This window comes from Umezawaea sp. Da 62-37 (assembly GCF_032460545.1).
Taxonomy (GTDB): Bacteria; Actinomycetota; Actinomycetes; order Mycobacteriales; family Pseudonocardiaceae; genus Umezawaea.
Map to the genome: position 1 here is coordinate 4,298,669 of NZ_CP135965.1, position 15,041 is coordinate 4,313,709.

12 protein-coding genes, 1 tRNA gene and 1 pseudogene are annotated in these 15,041 nt (G+C 63.9%); 7 read left to right on the forward strand and 7 right to left on the reverse strand.

Annotated elements, in window-relative coordinates:
- The first annotated feature begins 43 nt into the window (after window positions 1-43).
- Window positions 44-874, forward strand: coding sequence for a DUF5753 domain-containing protein (locus tag RM788_RS19320; RefSeq protein WP_315933086.1), 831 nt, complete (start codon window positions 44-46; stop codon window positions 872-874).
- Complete coding sequence (locus tag RM788_RS19325) at window positions 861-1,070, forward strand: DUF397 domain-containing protein (protein WP_315933087.1); 210 nt, start codon at window positions 861-863, stop codon at window positions 1,068-1,070. Before RM788_RS19320 ends, RM788_RS19325 begins: the two co-directional genes overlap by 14 nt.
- A gap of 465 nt (window positions 1,071-1,535) precedes the next feature.
- On the opposite strand, the gene RM788_RS19330 is transcribed toward RM788_RS19325, so the two are convergent.
- Window positions 1,536-1,934, reverse strand: a complete 399-nt coding sequence (locus tag RM788_RS19330; protein WP_315933088.1) for a hypothetical protein — start codon at window positions 1,932-1,934, stop codon at window positions 1,536-1,538.
- A 468-nt stretch (window positions 1,935-2,402) separates the two neighbouring features.
- On the opposite strand from RM788_RS19330, the gene RM788_RS19335 reads away from it, so the two are divergent.
- Window positions 2,403-2,470, forward strand: a tRNA-Arg gene (locus RM788_RS19335).
- 538 nt (window positions 2,471-3,008) lie between these two features.
- A pseudogene (locus RM788_RS19340) lies at window positions 3,009-3,162 on the forward strand (IS3 family transposase); the annotation flags it as partial.
- 405 nt (window positions 3,163-3,567) lie between these two features.
- On the opposite strand, the gene RM788_RS19345 reads toward RM788_RS19340, so the two are convergent.
- Complete coding sequence (locus tag RM788_RS19345) at window positions 3,568-4,788, reverse strand: IS4 family transposase (RefSeq protein ID WP_315933089.1); 1,221 nt, start codon at window positions 4,786-4,788, stop codon at window positions 3,568-3,570.
- 164 nt (window positions 4,789-4,952) lie between these two features.
- On the opposite strand from RM788_RS19345, the gene RM788_RS19350 reads away from it, so the two are divergent.
- Both RM788_RS19350 and RM788_RS19355 read left to right on the forward strand, forming a co-directional pair.
- The gene (locus RM788_RS19350) at window positions 4,953-5,240 is read left to right on the forward strand and encodes a TIR domain-containing protein (protein WP_315933090.1); all 288 of its coding nucleotides are present in this window, start codon (window positions 4,953-4,955) and stop codon (window positions 5,238-5,240) included.
- 478 nt (window positions 5,241-5,718) lie between these two features.
- Window positions 5,719-6,639, forward strand: coding sequence for a hypothetical protein (locus RM788_RS19355; RefSeq protein WP_315933091.1), 921 nt, complete (start codon window positions 5,719-5,721; stop codon window positions 6,637-6,639).
- A 14-nt stretch (window positions 6,640-6,653) separates the two neighbouring features.
- Here RM788_RS19355 and RM788_RS19360 read toward each other — a convergent pair whose 3' ends face one another.
- From RM788_RS19360 to RM788_RS19370, 3 genes are all read right to left on the reverse strand, one after another.
- A complete protein-coding gene (locus tag RM788_RS19360) occupies window positions 6,654-7,307 on the reverse strand; it encodes a hypothetical protein (RefSeq protein ID WP_315933092.1) in 654 nt (217 codons plus the stop codon).
- Window positions 7,308-7,508: 201 nt separating this feature from the next.
- Window positions 7,509-8,684: an ISAs1 family transposase gene (locus RM788_RS19365; protein ID WP_315920713.1), complete on the reverse strand. Its 1,176-nt coding sequence runs from the start codon at window positions 8,682-8,684 to the stop codon at window positions 7,509-7,511.
- Between the two features lie 144 nt (window positions 8,685-8,828).
- Entirely contained in the window at window positions 8,829-9,380 is a 552-nt protein-coding gene (locus RM788_RS19370; RefSeq protein WP_315933093.1) for a hypothetical protein, read from the reverse strand.
- 201 nt (window positions 9,381-9,581) lie between these two features.
- On the opposite strand from RM788_RS19370, the gene RM788_RS19375 reads away from it, so the two are divergent.
- Entirely contained in the window at window positions 9,582-10,310 is a 729-nt protein-coding gene (locus RM788_RS19375) for a hypothetical protein (RefSeq protein ID WP_315933094.1), read from the forward strand.
- Between the two features lie 91 nt (window positions 10,311-10,401).
- On the opposite strand, the gene RM788_RS19380 is transcribed toward RM788_RS19375, so the two are convergent.
- Window positions 10,402-11,577: a Wadjet anti-phage system protein JetD domain-containing protein gene (locus RM788_RS19380; RefSeq protein WP_315933095.1), complete on the reverse strand. Its 1,176-nt coding sequence runs from the start codon at window positions 11,575-11,577 to the stop codon at window positions 10,402-10,404.
- On the reverse strand, window positions 11,574-15,038 hold the full coding sequence (locus RM788_RS19385; RefSeq protein ID WP_315933096.1) for an ATP-binding protein: 3,465 nt from the start codon (window positions 15,036-15,038) through the stop codon (window positions 11,574-11,576). Before RM788_RS19385 ends, RM788_RS19380 begins: the two co-directional genes overlap by 4 nt.
- Window positions 15,039-15,041 lie beyond the last annotated feature (3 nt).

Here is a 15,041-nt window from a genome sequence, read left to right on the forward strand (position 1 = left end):
ACTCCGTCCACGTCGGCATGATCCGTAGGGCAGACTTGGAGGCATGTCGGAGGAAGACCCAGGCCCAGTCGTTCAACGGCTGATCTTCGGCGCGCGTGCGAGAACCCTCCGTGTAGCGGCTAGGTTCGAGCTGGAGGACGCCAACGACGCCCTTGGCTGGTACCGCGGCAAGCTCTCGAAGATCGAAAACGGCATGTTGGCGACCAAGCCAGCCGAGGTCAACGCCATGCTCGGCAAGTACGGAGTGTCCGGGCTTGCAGCCGAGGAAATGCGTCGGCTCGCGGCTGAAGCTCGCCGTACTGCTGCACCGGAACGGGTTGCGGACTCGGCACGCCAGTACGTCGCCTTGGAGCGCGCCGCAGCAGAAGTTCGTATGGTCTACGGCGAAGTACCGGGCATGTTCCAGACCAGCGAGTTTGCCCGCGCTCAGCTCATGCGATCACCGGTCGTTCTTGGTGCTCAGGTCACGGGGTGGGCCGAGGCACGACAGGAACGCGGCGAGCGACTGAAGGCTCAAAGCGGGCAGCGCGTGTGGGCCGTGCTGGGCGAGGCCGCCCTCTACTGGGAGGTTGGCGGCAAGGACGTCCTTCGGCGGCAACTTGAGCGCTTGTGCGAACTGTCCGAGCTGCCCAACGTGTCGCTGCGGCTGTTCCCGTTCGCTGCGGGCGCAAGTCCTGGCGTGAGCTGCCCGTTTACGCTGCTGTTCATCGAACCGGCGCAAGCGCACATCGCATACACGGAGACGCTGACCGGAGCGGACTACATCAAGACAACCGGCGCATACTCTGTCGCGTTCGAGGAAGCGGAAGTTCTGGCGTTGTCAGAGGACAACACACGTGCGGCACTGGTTAGGCGGATCAATGACCTTGGATGACAGCATCCCTCTGGTGTGGCGGAAAAGCTCACGTAGCGGCGGTGGCGGCGCGCAGTGTGTCGAGATGGCATGCGCCCCTGGAAATCGAGTGGTGCGCGACAGCAAGAACGCCACCGGGCCGAATCTGACCTTCTCGTTTCATGGGTTCACTGCGTTCCTCGACGACGTGAAGTCTGGACGGCACGATCTAGACTGATCCACAAGACGTACCAGCGCGGGGCGCTCCGATGAAGGGGGTGCCCCGCTCTGCATTTACAGGGTGCCAGGACCAACCGCATACTCGAACACATGTTCGAGTCGCCGCGCGGAGCAGAGCCGCCCCCGCAGCGCGGTCGTCGCATCGACGTACGCCCCTCAAAGCCGGTCTGGGTCCACTTGAACGTCGTGTACCGGATCGATCGACCGCGGATGCACTACCTGGACGGCCTCGACCTTCAGGAGCGCGTACCGGGCGAGCTGATGATGTGGGAGATGACGACGACCGGACACTGGGTTGGCTACGTGTCGTTCGGAGTCCGAGGGGCTGGCTCAGCCGTCAGGATGGGACAGTGGGTCCTGGCGGACGCACTCGAACCGCGCATAGACGTCCCTGCTCGGCCAGAGCAGCGTGGCAACAGGAAATCTTAGCCGCGCGAGATTGCTACGAGGAGCCGTAAGATCGTTACTTGCCATAGATCATCTCCAGAACAGGGTTCGAGACCCAATTCACTATCAGACCAAGAACGAACGCAGCCACCAATGATCCACCGAATTGCAGCCAAGTAACACGCGATTGCCGGGCGAACTGTCTACCGACCAGCCCTTCAATAGCTTTGGCTTGCTCAACATTCAAGGATGCCAAGTGCTCGTAGTGCTTTGCATCTGCCTCACGCTGCTCCAGCAGATTCGTTTTTACCGCTAACTCGTCGCCGATTTCGTTCAGCAGTTGCGCCGCCGCAGTCAAGTGATCACGCGCCTCATCGGCACGGTCTGCAATACTGCGCTCCCGCGGACCACTATCCATTCGCCAAATAAGAATCATCAGGACAATAAGGAACAACACTGCCGCTGCAAGCTTCATGGACTCGACGATCGACGCTATCGTTAACTCCCCTGGACCCGCCCATTTATAATGTATAACCAGAATTAGCAGAAAGCCAAGAAATAACACTCCGCCCGCAACCCACATGAATGACTTTACAAATTGAAACTTTTCACTGGATAGGTAGTTATACATGCCTCTCGCTGATAACAGGACACGGCGGCGTCCTGGCGTATCTCTCGGCTCAACAGGCTGGTCGGCCGGACGGGGCGGAGGTTCCACGTTGTCAACCATGACGCAACAGCATGCTGGCTCGGCTCCATCAAGCCACAGTCGGGTCAGTCATCTTGGTACGACCCTCCTCGATCACCCGCCGTGATCCAGCCTGCGGTCTCTGGCGAGCCAAGCGACCAAGAGCCGCAGGGCGTAGCCGACTCTGGCCTTGCCGACGCAGATACCGATGCCGATCCTGTTCCGGCGGACGCATGATTGTCGAAGTCTTCGCAGGTAGGAGCTGGTGCGAGCACCGCCCTCCGGAGGCGGTGGCGCAGGTTCGAATCCTGCCGGGGGCACCACGCTTGACCTGCAAAGATGTCATATTTGACGATCTTGACGCCTCGAATCCTTGATGTCATGACATCAAATGTGACACCAGATGGATTGCCCGACTAGGCCGCTAGGCTTAACGGCCTAGTCCATATGGCCGCACATGCCGCCTGGGGAGCCGAAGTGGGCCAGTGCTCATACGGCCTCCATCAGGGCTCAAGCCGCACTGTTTGAGACAGTTGAGGTTCCTGAGAGTTCTGCAGACGGTGAGCACCGCCCTAAGTGGCACACCAAGTTTACTTGGATTCTCACGACGCGGGAGCCACGTGACCTGGGAAAACAGGGGGGCATGCCCCTGGACGAGCCTTGAATCCATCTCGGCTGTGCCATCAACACCGACGGTCGATTCGATCACGCTACGCGACACTCTCCGCCTAATTTGTGGCAGCGGGCGCGAGGACGCGACATCCCCGTCGTAGCAATGTGCTATAGGGCCCTATCGACGCGCCAGAGTTCGCACAGTGCGCCGTTGATCGTCGGCGCAGGGACTGGCAGGACGCCGACAGCCTGCTCCACCACTCCGACCGCGGCCTGTACACGGCCGTTCGCTATACCCAAACGGCTCGCCGAGGCCGGTGCCGTGGCCTCGGTCGGATCCAAGGGCGACAGCTATCACAACGCCCTCACCGAGGCGTTCAACTCGGTCTTCAATGCCGAACTGAATCCACAACCTGTACCGTCACCGCAACCCGACACCACCGGTGGCCGCGCCGCCCGCCAGCGCTGCATCCGGTGAGGTACTGGAAGTGCTGCGCTCGCCCCGATTCGTAGGCAACGCGCTGGCGCAGGTGTGGGCGATCATGCTCGATAGGGGCTAGTGCCAATACCGGTGACTTAGGGAGGTTTGCGCTGCTTGTTGGCCGAGATGGCGCGGTAGGGCGGTGCGATCCGGACCGCCTCAGCGGAGTCGTGGGCGGGTTGCGGCCAGGCGCGGTGCAGAGTGCGTTTGAGCGGGAAACTGGACATTTTCCGTTTGACCACCCGAGGATTACCGCGTCGCCGCCGGATCGGCAGCAGCCGGGCCAGGATCTCCCGAACCCCTCCGGCCAGCGCGTCGGCCAAACGGTCAGGGGGAAAACCCGGCCTGGGCCGTGGTCTGTCGGCGAGCCAGGCGCAGGGTGCGGGTGAAGGACAACCGGTCGGGATCCAGACCTGCCTCACCGGCGGCGGTGTGCATCAACGACCGGATCGCATAGTGCACCAGCAGATGCGCCCAGACCTCCTGCTCCACGCCGTCAGCCGAACGGGAACGCAGCACCTGTCCGGGCCCGCGTTGATGGGTCTTGAGCTCGTCCAGTGCGGTCTCGATTTCCCAGCGTTGGCAGTACAACGCCGCCAACTCCCGCGCGGGAGCATTACGGTGATCCAGAATCGTGGTGATCAAACGATACGGCGCGTCATGTTCGGGGCGTGCGGGATCGTCCAGTGTGTACTCGACCACCCGCACCATCACCGGATCCTCGCGGCGGTAATGATCCTCGGTGGCGACGATCTCCGACAGATAGGACCCGTCGGGCAGTTCCTCGCGCACCGGCAGCACGATGTTCGACCGCACCCGCCACAACAGATCCGCGCCACCCGCGGACGCGGCCCGCCACAACGGCAGCCCCGCGAACCCGCGGTCGGCGATCAACAGTTCACCCTTTGCCAAGCCGGGCAACAACTCCCGGCTCAGGGTGGCCTCGGCCTTGGTGATCGACCCCAGCGTCGCCGCCACGATCGCGTGCGTGCCACACTCGGCCACCGCCACCACCCGCACCTGTGGAAACGCCGCCCGATCACCTTGTGCCGCCGCACGACCGCTGCCCGGTCGACCGAACCGCTGCGTGTTCTCCGGGGTGTCGGGCACGTCGAAGGTCGTGCCGTCGATCGCCAGAACCCGCCAGGTCCGATACCACGACCCCCGCGTCGCCGGGCTGGCCAGCGGCTTCGCGACCTGCTCGAACAATGCCTTCAACGGCGCCGGACCCAGCTTGACCCGTGCGCGGGAGATCGCCGCGGTCGTCGGTACCCGCCACGGCTTGGACCACCGTGCCGCCCACGACAGGCCCTCGGTCAACAACCGGGCCACCTCTTCATAGCCCTGGCCGGAGAACAGACACATCGCCAACACGAAATACACCACCACCCGCGGCGGCAACAGTCGATCACGTTGCCCCACCCGGCCGGTCTCGGTGATCACCCGATCCACCAACTCCGGCGGGAACGCGCTGGTCAACAAGCCGATCGCGATCCGATCCGACAATCGCGTGTCCGTGTCGGCCTTGACCTGTCCAGGCCGTGGCATCAGGCACCTCCAAGGTGCGCTCAGCCTACCGGATTCACCCTTAAGTCACTGGTATTGGGGCTAGTGCCTGTGTTCGATCTCCACGATGTGCCGGCTGCCGCGTCGGGAAGGCGAGGTCCGCGAGCGGCACTGAACCGGGGACAACAACGGGAAGGGACGCGGGCGTGGATGCGGCGGTAGAAGATCAGTTCGATGTCTTTCTGTACTACAAGTCCGAGGACGTCACTGCTGCAGTAGCTCTGCGGGCGGCGCTGAAGTCGCGCGGGCAGCGGGTGTTCCTCGATGTGATCGAAGGCGAGATTTGGGCACCGCTGACGCGGTCGATCGAGAAGTCGCTAGCACGGTCGCGCACCCTTATCACGTTGATTACGAAGAACTTTCCGATCAACCCCACACTGCTGGGAGGAGCTGCACGTCGCACTGTCCTCCGCGTACCGGCTCGATGCGGGTGAGACATTGCGGATTGTGGCGGTCATCCAGGGAGTGGCAGGCCGAGTCGGCCGCCGTGCTGGCGCAGGAGACGCATAAGAAGGACTCTCCGACGCTACCGACGAGAACAACCCTCATCTGGGCCGACGTGACCTACGAATCGCCGAACTGGTCCGCGGTTAGATCGACGAGCCGCTCGATCAGGCCGGCGACTGATCCGACCCTCTGCGGCGCGGCCCGGCCAGGTCCGCCTCAACCTCGATAGCTTTGGGCGACCCAAGCGACTCAAGTGCTCGCAACGCTTCCTGCCAGGGCTTCTCAGCCCGTGCGGTACCGTTCGTTGGCGGCTGGCGATGCTGTAGCACACACCTTGAGCACGTCGTTGATTGGCCGGGAGTCGTCGTACTGGGCGAGATGCTCAGCGCGTTGGTCTCCGGACACAGCGACAGCACGTCACGTACCGGCCCTTCTGTCACAGGAGATCGACGAGGCACTCGGACGATGATCAAGATCGGTGATGAGCAGATCTACCGGCAGCGCGACCACGATCCTTCTCAGCGTGTGCGCGTTCTCGCGATCGACACCAGCAAGCGAAATCCTCGGTACAAGATCGAGTTCCTTGACGGCGAGGCCGCTGGCAAGCAGGAGAACGTCCCGGAAAGACGCTTACGTGGCCCTTGGTCCCATGTTCGTCGCTACGACGAGAGCATGGCGGACTGGGAGCGAGTCTCCGCGTTCGAGCTGACTGACATCGAAGGGTCAGCGGTGGGGCTCGTCTTCGACGCCTTGATCCCCGATGAAGTGGCCGAACTTCGGTGGTCTCCGCACGTCACCGAGATCATCGATCCGGTGAAGCTCGAATCGCTGATCGGCTTACCGACTGAAGAACTCATCGAGCGGGTCGAGTTTCTCACCGACGGGGACGGTCACCGGGTGCTATCCCAGGAAGGGACACTCCTGATCGCCGAACTCGCATGTCAGGTGAACCCGATGCCCATACTGGACTTGGTGGTCGAGGAGGAGCGGAAGTATCGCGAGAAGACCACGCGTGGCGAGTCCTACACCGATCACCGAGGCGAGGAGCGGACCTCGAGTCCGGAGTGGGAGTACAGCTGGTACCTCGAACGTGGGCGTCCGCTGCACGAACTTCTCCGCGGCTGGTGCGGTCATCGCGCCGTTTCGATGCAAGAGCGGTTGGCTGCGGCGGAGGCCGAAGTGCGACGCTTGGACCTGCTCGTCACGCGTCTGGTCGACCAGCTGCGTGAAAACGGGCACAGCATGTTCGCCGATGTGATCGCGAGCGTGCATGAAGAAGAGCGCATCACGCCGGCGAACTACCGTCCCGTGGTCGACCGCCCACTGAAGCCGTCGGAGATACCCGTTCGGTACATCGAGGTTCCACGCCGCCGCTCTTGGGGGTAGGGCCGTTCGTGATCTTACGGCTCCAGGAACCGCTGCAGGTCAGTCTCCGAGGGCTCCGCGATGTCCCGCGGTGGAACGGCTTGATCAGGAAACGGGTCCAGGGAGTCAGCGATCTCGGTGACCCTTTCAGCCCACGACCACGCTCGCTCTCGGTCCGCCGTGTCCAGCGCCGACGCGCGACGACGCACTTCTTCCGCATAGGCACGCATCCGGTTCGACTCCTGCCACCGCCGAGACTGGTCGCGGGCGTCTTCGTCGATCATGTGTTCCCGGTACGCCATCACTGCCCGGTCACGCGCGACTTCCTGCCGCTTCTGGCGCTCTACTCGCGCTTGCTGAGCTCGCAGTTCCCGCTCCCGTTCTCTCACGCGCAGGTCGGTCAGGTACCCGTGACGGAGACGAATCTCCTCCAACACTTGCGCAAGATCGTGCTCCAGCCGGTGTTCATCGGAGTCCTTCCACTTATCCGACCAGAACTTCGCTCCAGGTCCGTCCAGAACGATGCCGAGGTGCTCGTCAGGGATGTCGTCGAAGTCAGGGAACAGGTAACCGCGGCGTGCTTTGGCGAGCTCCTGCTCCGTCGGCTCGTGAGGACGTTGCAGGGTGGCCTGGGTGAAGCGAAGGTGGAACACGTCCTGGTCGATGCGAAACGTGATCTCGTCCCGCATGCGAGCGGTGTATCCGTACCCGTGGCGAGCCTGATGACCGGTCTCGACCCGTATTCCTGCTTCTCGCGCACCGTCCACCAGCGCTTCTAGGAGACGAAAGGCACGATCGCGTGGCTCACCGGCGACCGGGAAGTTGTCACTCTGCATCAGGATGCCGACGACGTCACTGGGGTCCGACCAGGGCTGAGGCAAAGTCGTGTTTCAGCTGGCTGAGATCAACTTGATGGCTCGTTCGGGCCTTCTTCCCATATGACGTACGGCTTTGGCGATGTTGGTGTGGCCGGTCAGGCGTAGCAGGCTGATGGCGAGATTGCGCAGGCTGGCCATCATCCTGGGCCCGCCGCCGGTGCGTGCCCGAGAGGCATCTTCGCCCATCGTCACGTCGCGGACCCAGTGCAGCTTGTTCTCCACGTGCCAGTGCCCGCGGATGTAGCGGGCCAACTCGGCGGGCTGGGCCTGCGCGGCGGTCAGGGATGTCACCGCGTACACCGTCTCGCGGCTCGCGCGCCTGGTGCTGCCCTTGCGTTTACGGGTCCGCACTATCCGGACGGCCTGGGCGGCGTGCGGGAACAGGATCCCGGCGGCGACGGTGACGACCTTGTAGGTGCGGGTGACTACCCGGCCGTGGCCGGTGTCGGTCTCGCGGTACCCGATCGGCACGTCCTTCCACGGCAGGCCCGCCAACTGATCGCGCAACGCCTTCTGGTTGCCCTTCACGGTGATCACGTAGTGCGCGCCACGGCCGTGCAGGTACTCGGCATGCCCGCGTTGCGCGTGCAACGCGTCGGCGGTGACGACGAGACCGGTCACATCGACGATCGTGTCCAGAAGTGCTGCGAACATGGGGATCTCGTTGCTTTTCTCCGCGATCTCGACCTGGCCCACCGTGACCCCGCTGTCGTGGTCCAGGCACGCCATCACCATTCGCGCGCGCTGCTCGCCGTGACGGGAACCCCGCAGCGCCTTACCGTCGACCGCGATCGCGCGGCGCCGCCGCCTGCCCGGCGCCCCCATCCACGCTGCCTTGACACGCCCGGACAGCCAGACGCCGATCGCGGTGTCGAACCCGTCACCGGTCAATGCCGAGAGCGCCCGCCGGATCGTGGACGCGTTCGGTGCGCCGATCCCCATTCCGCTCAGCGTGTCCTCGGCCGCGTCCGCGGCCCATTCGGCGATCGCGGCGAACGACCGCGCACCGGAGACCACCGCGCACACCGACACGAACAGGATCGCCGCGAACCGATACCGCACACCCCGTTTCCTGCGTGGATCCGGCACCGACTCCAACACCTCGAGCAACCCGGTCCGCGCCTGCGGCGCCACCTCGCCCAGCGGGGCCAACTGGCGTGACAGGACAGTGATGGGAGACGATGACACGGCAGGCACGGCGGAGCTCCGAAGATCACGATGGCGTAGGAACCTTCATGATCGACGGTCCTGTCGTGCCTGCTCCGGACTACCCGATCTTCGGTGTGTCGCAACCCGAATCAGCAGGTCAAGCCACTGGTAGTCGACTTTGCCTCAGCCCTGGGGGTCCGACAACTCGTGCGAGACGTACAACGGGTCGAGCAATCTGGCCTGCCAGTCGGGAATCGGCTCCTGGGTCAGCGTCACCATAAGGCCGTCGGATTCCTGGGAATGTCCGAAGGAGATACGGGAACCTGCTGGAATTCGCTCAAGTTTCCTCGCCATGCTGGCAAGCATCCGCTGCCTGCCAGCCGCACTGGGTGGTACGAAGATGCGGCGGTCAGGCGCTTCTGCGAGCGAGGTAATCAACTGGTCGACCGGTCCCTGTTTCCTCGTCTTCGGAGGCCGAGCGCCTGTCTGACGACTACTTTCCACATGGTCGACCGCTGGCGGGGGTTGACCATGGTCGAGGTAGTGAGTGCCTTCGTCGGTCATCCGCGCCGTCCACGATGATCCGTTGCCCTTCACCACGATCAGCTTGCGGTTGTGCAGAGCACGAGCAACCAAGCGATGCGCTGTTCCCTCGTAGACACCGTCCGCGCATCCTTCGCTCACCCACCTGAGGACGGCCATTTGCTTGGCGTTCAGCGCTGCGTTTCGCGCCATCAATCGGCTCCTTGGTTGAGCTTGCGGATGCGTTCTATTGCAAGGGGTCGAGCATCCTGCCAAGGCACAGGTTCCGCAACCACGTCGGTATCAGGCCAGAGCTAGGACCTGCCTTTCGCACATCAGGAGTTTAGTTCAGGCAGCCACCCGCCGATACATGAGAAAACCGCAGCTCATCACGTCTACGAGCAACGAGGGTTGATGGCGAAGCTGAGCGAGGAAGAGAAAGCTCGTCGTGCGCTGAAGCGACGACGCAAGGCTGCGTTGGAGGCTGAGGAGGATGCCGTTCGCCGGGACAACAAGCAGCGTGAGTGGGATGTGAACGGAACTCGACTGACATGGGACGAGTACGTGGCTGGGGCATCTTGTCGTGGATGCGGGCTCGCGATCAGCGACGGACGTGGCAGCTGGCCCGTTCTGCTCAAGATGGATGCTGGGCAGCGCAGGGAGTACGACGCCGACGACGAGGACTTCAGACGGCGCCATGTCGACTGTCGAAGTCATCAGTGGTCGGTGCAGGGATCGAGGACTCAGCACTGCGGATTCTGCTGTCCGTCGCCACCGTTGAGCCGAGAACGGATCGAGGAGATCGCTGCCTTCCTTGCCGCTTTCAAGACGGGGACACGACCTGATGACCTTGACACGTGGCGCCTGACGTTGACGTGTGACCATATCGTCGAGAAAACGCAGCACCATTCGAACGACCACTGGTCGATTGCTGTCGTCGGTTGCCCGGAATGCGAACAGACACGTGGAGTGGTTGTTTCGGAGAAGTTGCCCCCGGATACGGCACGTCGTGAGGCGGAGAAGCGGCGAGTGACTGACGAGCTTGCCAAAGCTCGCATTGAATACGAGCGACTCCAGAAGAAGGCAGACGCTGCTCGTCGCCGTGCGCTGAGTTTGGAAGACCAGCTCACCGGGCTCAATTAGCCTCTTCAGCTCCTAGATCGATGACGCTTCAGCCCGCACAAAATGCGGCGTAACCTTCGACAGCCTCGACACAGGTGATGGCGACCGCACATCACACGGCGCTGTCAGGACTGGAGCCTCCACAGCGGTCCACCTCCTCGAGCGCCACAATCAGCGGGATCCGTTCTTGCTCAATACGACGATGACGGATCCAGGTCGGTGCGATGAGCCGGTGGTAGAGGGTGTGTTCAGGCTCAGTCAGGTACGGCACCGGTCGAGCGGGACGCGGTTCGAGCGGTTTGCCGTGCCGGTCGAGGTTAGTACCGAATCGCTCCCAGGATTCGTAGGCGTCCGGGTCCATCAGGATCGACATAGCTGGCACGCCGGCAGCACGAAACCCGTCAAGGATTTCTAAGCCATCAGCGTCCATGTCACCCCAGTAGATGACTTTCGGAGCCCGTGTTATCCAGTCGAACGCCGCGGTCGTACCCCCACCTCGGCCAACCCCCTCGACCGAGACTCCTCCTCCCACCTCCGGGAAATGGATGGCAGTATCCTTGTTCTCAGAGATGATCACCACCTCCGGCCGGTATGGCAACTGGATCCTGTCACCAACCGTGGCAGAGTCGTGCACCCGGCCGCCAGCGGCACGATGAGCCGGATCGAGATAGGTAAAGTGGATGCGGGCCGGGTGCGCTGGGGCCAGCTGCAGATTCTCGACCCCGGCCAACTCCTTGACCAGCGCCTGTCGAGTATTGAGCCATTTCGCATGCAGGCCTGCGATCGGTACTTGGCGGGGCGTCAGCCCGGTTGCATCGTTGCCAGCAAACCAATCTGCGGCCTGAATCAGCAGGTCGAAGTCGACGTCGGAGAGGCCGTTCGCGGCGGCTAGCGTGCGTTCGGGCTGGGCCAGTCGCGGGTAGCGTTTGGCTAAGACGGCGGCTCGCCGTCGGCCCTGGGAAAGGCGAGTTGGCCACTCGCCTGCGCAAACGCGTGCGGCGGTGTCGAGATCGGCCACGTACAGGTGGGTGGGCAGCTCTTGATCGGTGCCGGCGATGTGGCGGGCACGGAACTTCAGCTGTAAACCGTGTAGAGCGGCCCATTCTCGCCACGTGATGACCAAACGGGTGACCTCAGCGAACTGGGCTGCGAGCTCGGCGGAGCTCGGCTGCCCGATCGGCAGCGCCAGGGGCCATGCCAACGCATCGGGTGTGCCGACCAGGGTCGCGGCCCAACTGTTCTTCACCCGTCGGGCAAGATCGGCGACAACTTGTTCAGGGGTCTTCACTCGTGACCCCGGTCAACCGGATCTTTGATGTGTGCGACGAAGGAGTAGCCGGTCGCGTTGTCCTTGGTGATGGCGAGCAGCTCGTCCATGTGCGGTTCCAGCGCGGTCACCTTGTCCAACGGTGCCCCGACGATCAGCTGGAAGCCCAGGCCTTTCCACGCCTGCACGGCGCGGCCAGCGAACTCGGAGTCGGACTTGACGAAGCCCTCGTCGAGGAACACCGGTGCGAACCGCGGGCGGGCTCGCAACTCGTCGCCGAGGCGGAACCGCAGTGCCGCTCCCACGATGAAGGCCACCAACTCCTGGCTCTCGCCGCCGCTCTTGCCGCCGAGCGCGGAGTGCACGCTGAGCAGCACGCAGTCGGAGCTGTACCGCTCGGCGGTGATCTCCACGTGCCGTCGGACGTCCAGCAGCCGGTCGCGGTCGGCGAGTTCCGCAGTAGCGCGCGGGTCGTCGCGGCGCCGTAACTGGGCCATGAACTGTTGCAGTTCGGTGAACCGACGTTCCATCTGGCTCTCTTCGAGTCCTTTGGTCGCCGTCGACGACAGCACCCGCAGCTCTCGGCGGAACTGCATCACGTGGTCGGGGGCGAGGCGGCGCAGCTTGATGCGCAGCCGGTCGCGGCCTGCCCCGAAGGGCAGCGCGGCCAGGATGTCGTTGATCGGTGCCAACCGGTCCTCGATGTCCTCGATGGCGGCGTCCATCGCGCCTGACAGCGGCACCAGGTCCTGGCCGCTCCATTGGGTGAGTCGTCGGCGCCACTCGTCCCTCCGCTCGTGCAGACCGGTGGTGATGATGTTGTCCAGGATTCGGGCGTAGTCCGGGTATGACGTCGCGGTCGCACCTAGCGTTGGGTCTTCCCACAGGCGCTGGTAGGTGTCGAACGTTCGCGCGAGTTCGGCCTCGGCGCGTTCCACGTCGAGGCGTGCGCCCGCGACAGCGCTGTTCAGCCGCTTGCGCAGATGGCCCAGGTTGTTGAGGAACTGATCGAGGCTGTCCGGGTCTGCGGGTGCGGCGGCGGCGGCGAACTCCTTGTTCAGCCGGACGACCTGCTCGTCGTCGAGGACGACCGTCTGCTTGTCCTCGATCCGGTAGAGCTCGTCGCTCACCTTGTCCTGCCGGTCGGCCAGAATGGCGTGCTGGTCGTTGAGTTCCTTTCCGCGGTTCTGCAAGTCGAACCGGCGTTCGCGGGCTTTCTCCAGGACTCCGTTCAGGTGCCCGATGTGAGTTTCGAGCGCACGCAACCGGTCGTTGGCGTTGAGGATCGCGCTCCGGTTGGCCTCCAGTTCCCGAATGCGCTGCTCGACGCCAGCAACGTCGATGTCGTCCCAGGCGACCCGGCGCACTTCCTCGTACGCCCGGCTGGTCCGGTCCAGTGCATCTCGCTCCTGCTCCACCTGTGTCCGCTGGGTGTCGAGCGTGCCGAGCGCGGTGTTGACGTCGGCGAGCTGCCGGTCGATGTCGGCGATCGCCTCGGCGCTGGAGAAACCGATGATGTTGGAGCTGTCGTTGCGGCCGTGGCTGCCGCTGGTGCCTCGCCGGGTTTGCCCGGCAAGAGTGACGCGGTAGCTGAGACCGGTCAGCTCCTCCGCGGTCGCCACGCACAGCGCGTTGCGCGCCGGGTCGGTCACGTGCCGAATCACCCATGCGCTGAACGGGTGGTTCTTGAACAGCAACTTGCCGGCAATGGTGTCCGGGTCGCCGGCGACGTCGCGGTGCTCGGTGGATGGGACACCCTCGAAGGTCAATCTTCCCCGCAAGTGCAGTGGGTCGATCCTGCGGGAGAAGTCCTCCAGCCGTTCACGCGGCACGAGCAGGAGGCGTGCGCTGCCGCCGAGAACGGTTTCGATCGCGGTGCGCCAGCGGGCGTGCTCGGGGTCGATGTCGATGAGTTCAGCGAGGAACGGCAGCTCTGCCGGATCCATGCCCGCCGCAGTGGCGACCTGGTGACGCATGTCGTCGAGGAATTTCGGTACCCGCCCGGCACGGCCGGCGAAGGACGCGCGCTCATCAGTCAGGTGCCGCTTGCGTTCCAAGAGCGGAAACTGCCGCCGAAGCAGTTGGTCGCGCTGCTCGCCCAGTTCGGTGTCGGCTTCGCCGTAGGTGGTGAGGAACGCGTCAGCGGCGGAGTGGAGTTTCACGAAGACTTCGCGGCTGTCCAACGGCGCGTTCAGTGCCACGGTTCGCTGTGCGAGCTCGCCGCGACGATCCAGCCGCTCGTCACGACGGCGGCACTCGGCCTTGATCTCATCAGCGAGCCGCTCCAGGTCAGCACCACCGCTGTCGCGGTGCGCATCCTGGGCTGCCTTGAGATCGCGGGCCAGATCATCCTCGTCGCCGCGTGCCCACTTCAGTCGGTCGACGTTCGTCGCGCGTGCATCCCGGTTGGCGTCCACGGCATCGGTTAACAGAGCTGTCTCGGTGCGCAGGCTCCACAGTTTGATGGGGGTGTCCCCGTCAAGGGCGAGGCCGAAGGTGTCGATCGTCTCCACCTCGGCGCGGGCGTCGAGCAGCCGGGTATGCAGTTCGGTGATGGGAGCGAGCAAATCGGCCTTCTGCTGCTCGGTCTGCATCGCCAGGTAGGCGGCCTCAAGGTCGTCGAAGTGCTCGATGGCGCGATCGGCAGAGGCGAAGGTGGCCGGCCTCTCTAGAACCATCTCCTTATACAGCTCGTCAACGGTGCGGATCTGGTGGCCGGACTGGATGCGGACCAGCAGGCGCAGCGCCTTCGAGCCGTCGCCGTTGGCTCCAATGCCCAAGCGGGTGTAGAGGATATTGGCGAAGGCGGCGTAGCTGTCCCAGGTCTTCAGCCCTGGGAAGGCGGCCTTCAGTGCCTTCGGGGCGAAGGCCTGGTCCGCGTGTTCAGCGAAGTCGGCGAGGTCGAGGACGCCGTCGAAAGTGGCCATGCGCATGGTGAACTCGCCATTGCGGCGAGCTCGGGCGGGCACGTAGTACGCGCGAAGCGCGGTGAAGCGTCGCCCGCGGTCGTCGACAAAGGTCATGCCGACCGCACCCCACGTAGTGGCCCGGTCCCCACGGAGCACCTTCGGCTTCTCCTGGCCGTCGGCGTCTGCGGTGGTGTCGGTCTGGCCGCGCAGATAGGTGAGCAGGTTGCGCTGCTCGACGCTGCGCGCGCGGCCTCCGACCGCGTCGTTGGACGCACCGTTGAACGGGGTGTCGGACGGCATCATCAGTGCGATGTAGGCGTCGAGCAGCGTGCTCTTGCCAGTACCCGAAGCTCCGGAGATCAGAGTCGAACCGGGATGGAAGTCAAACCTGACACGGCCCTCGAATCCGCCCCAGTTCACCAGTTGAAATGTCTCCGCCTTCCACTGAAGAGTGCTTTCGGTAGCTCCGTCGATGTGGAACAGGACTCCAGCATCCGAAACTGGCGACGTCGCATCGGCGGCAGTGCGGGTTGGATCGGTGTCGAGGAGATCGCGGTAGTCGTTAGTGGTCATCGA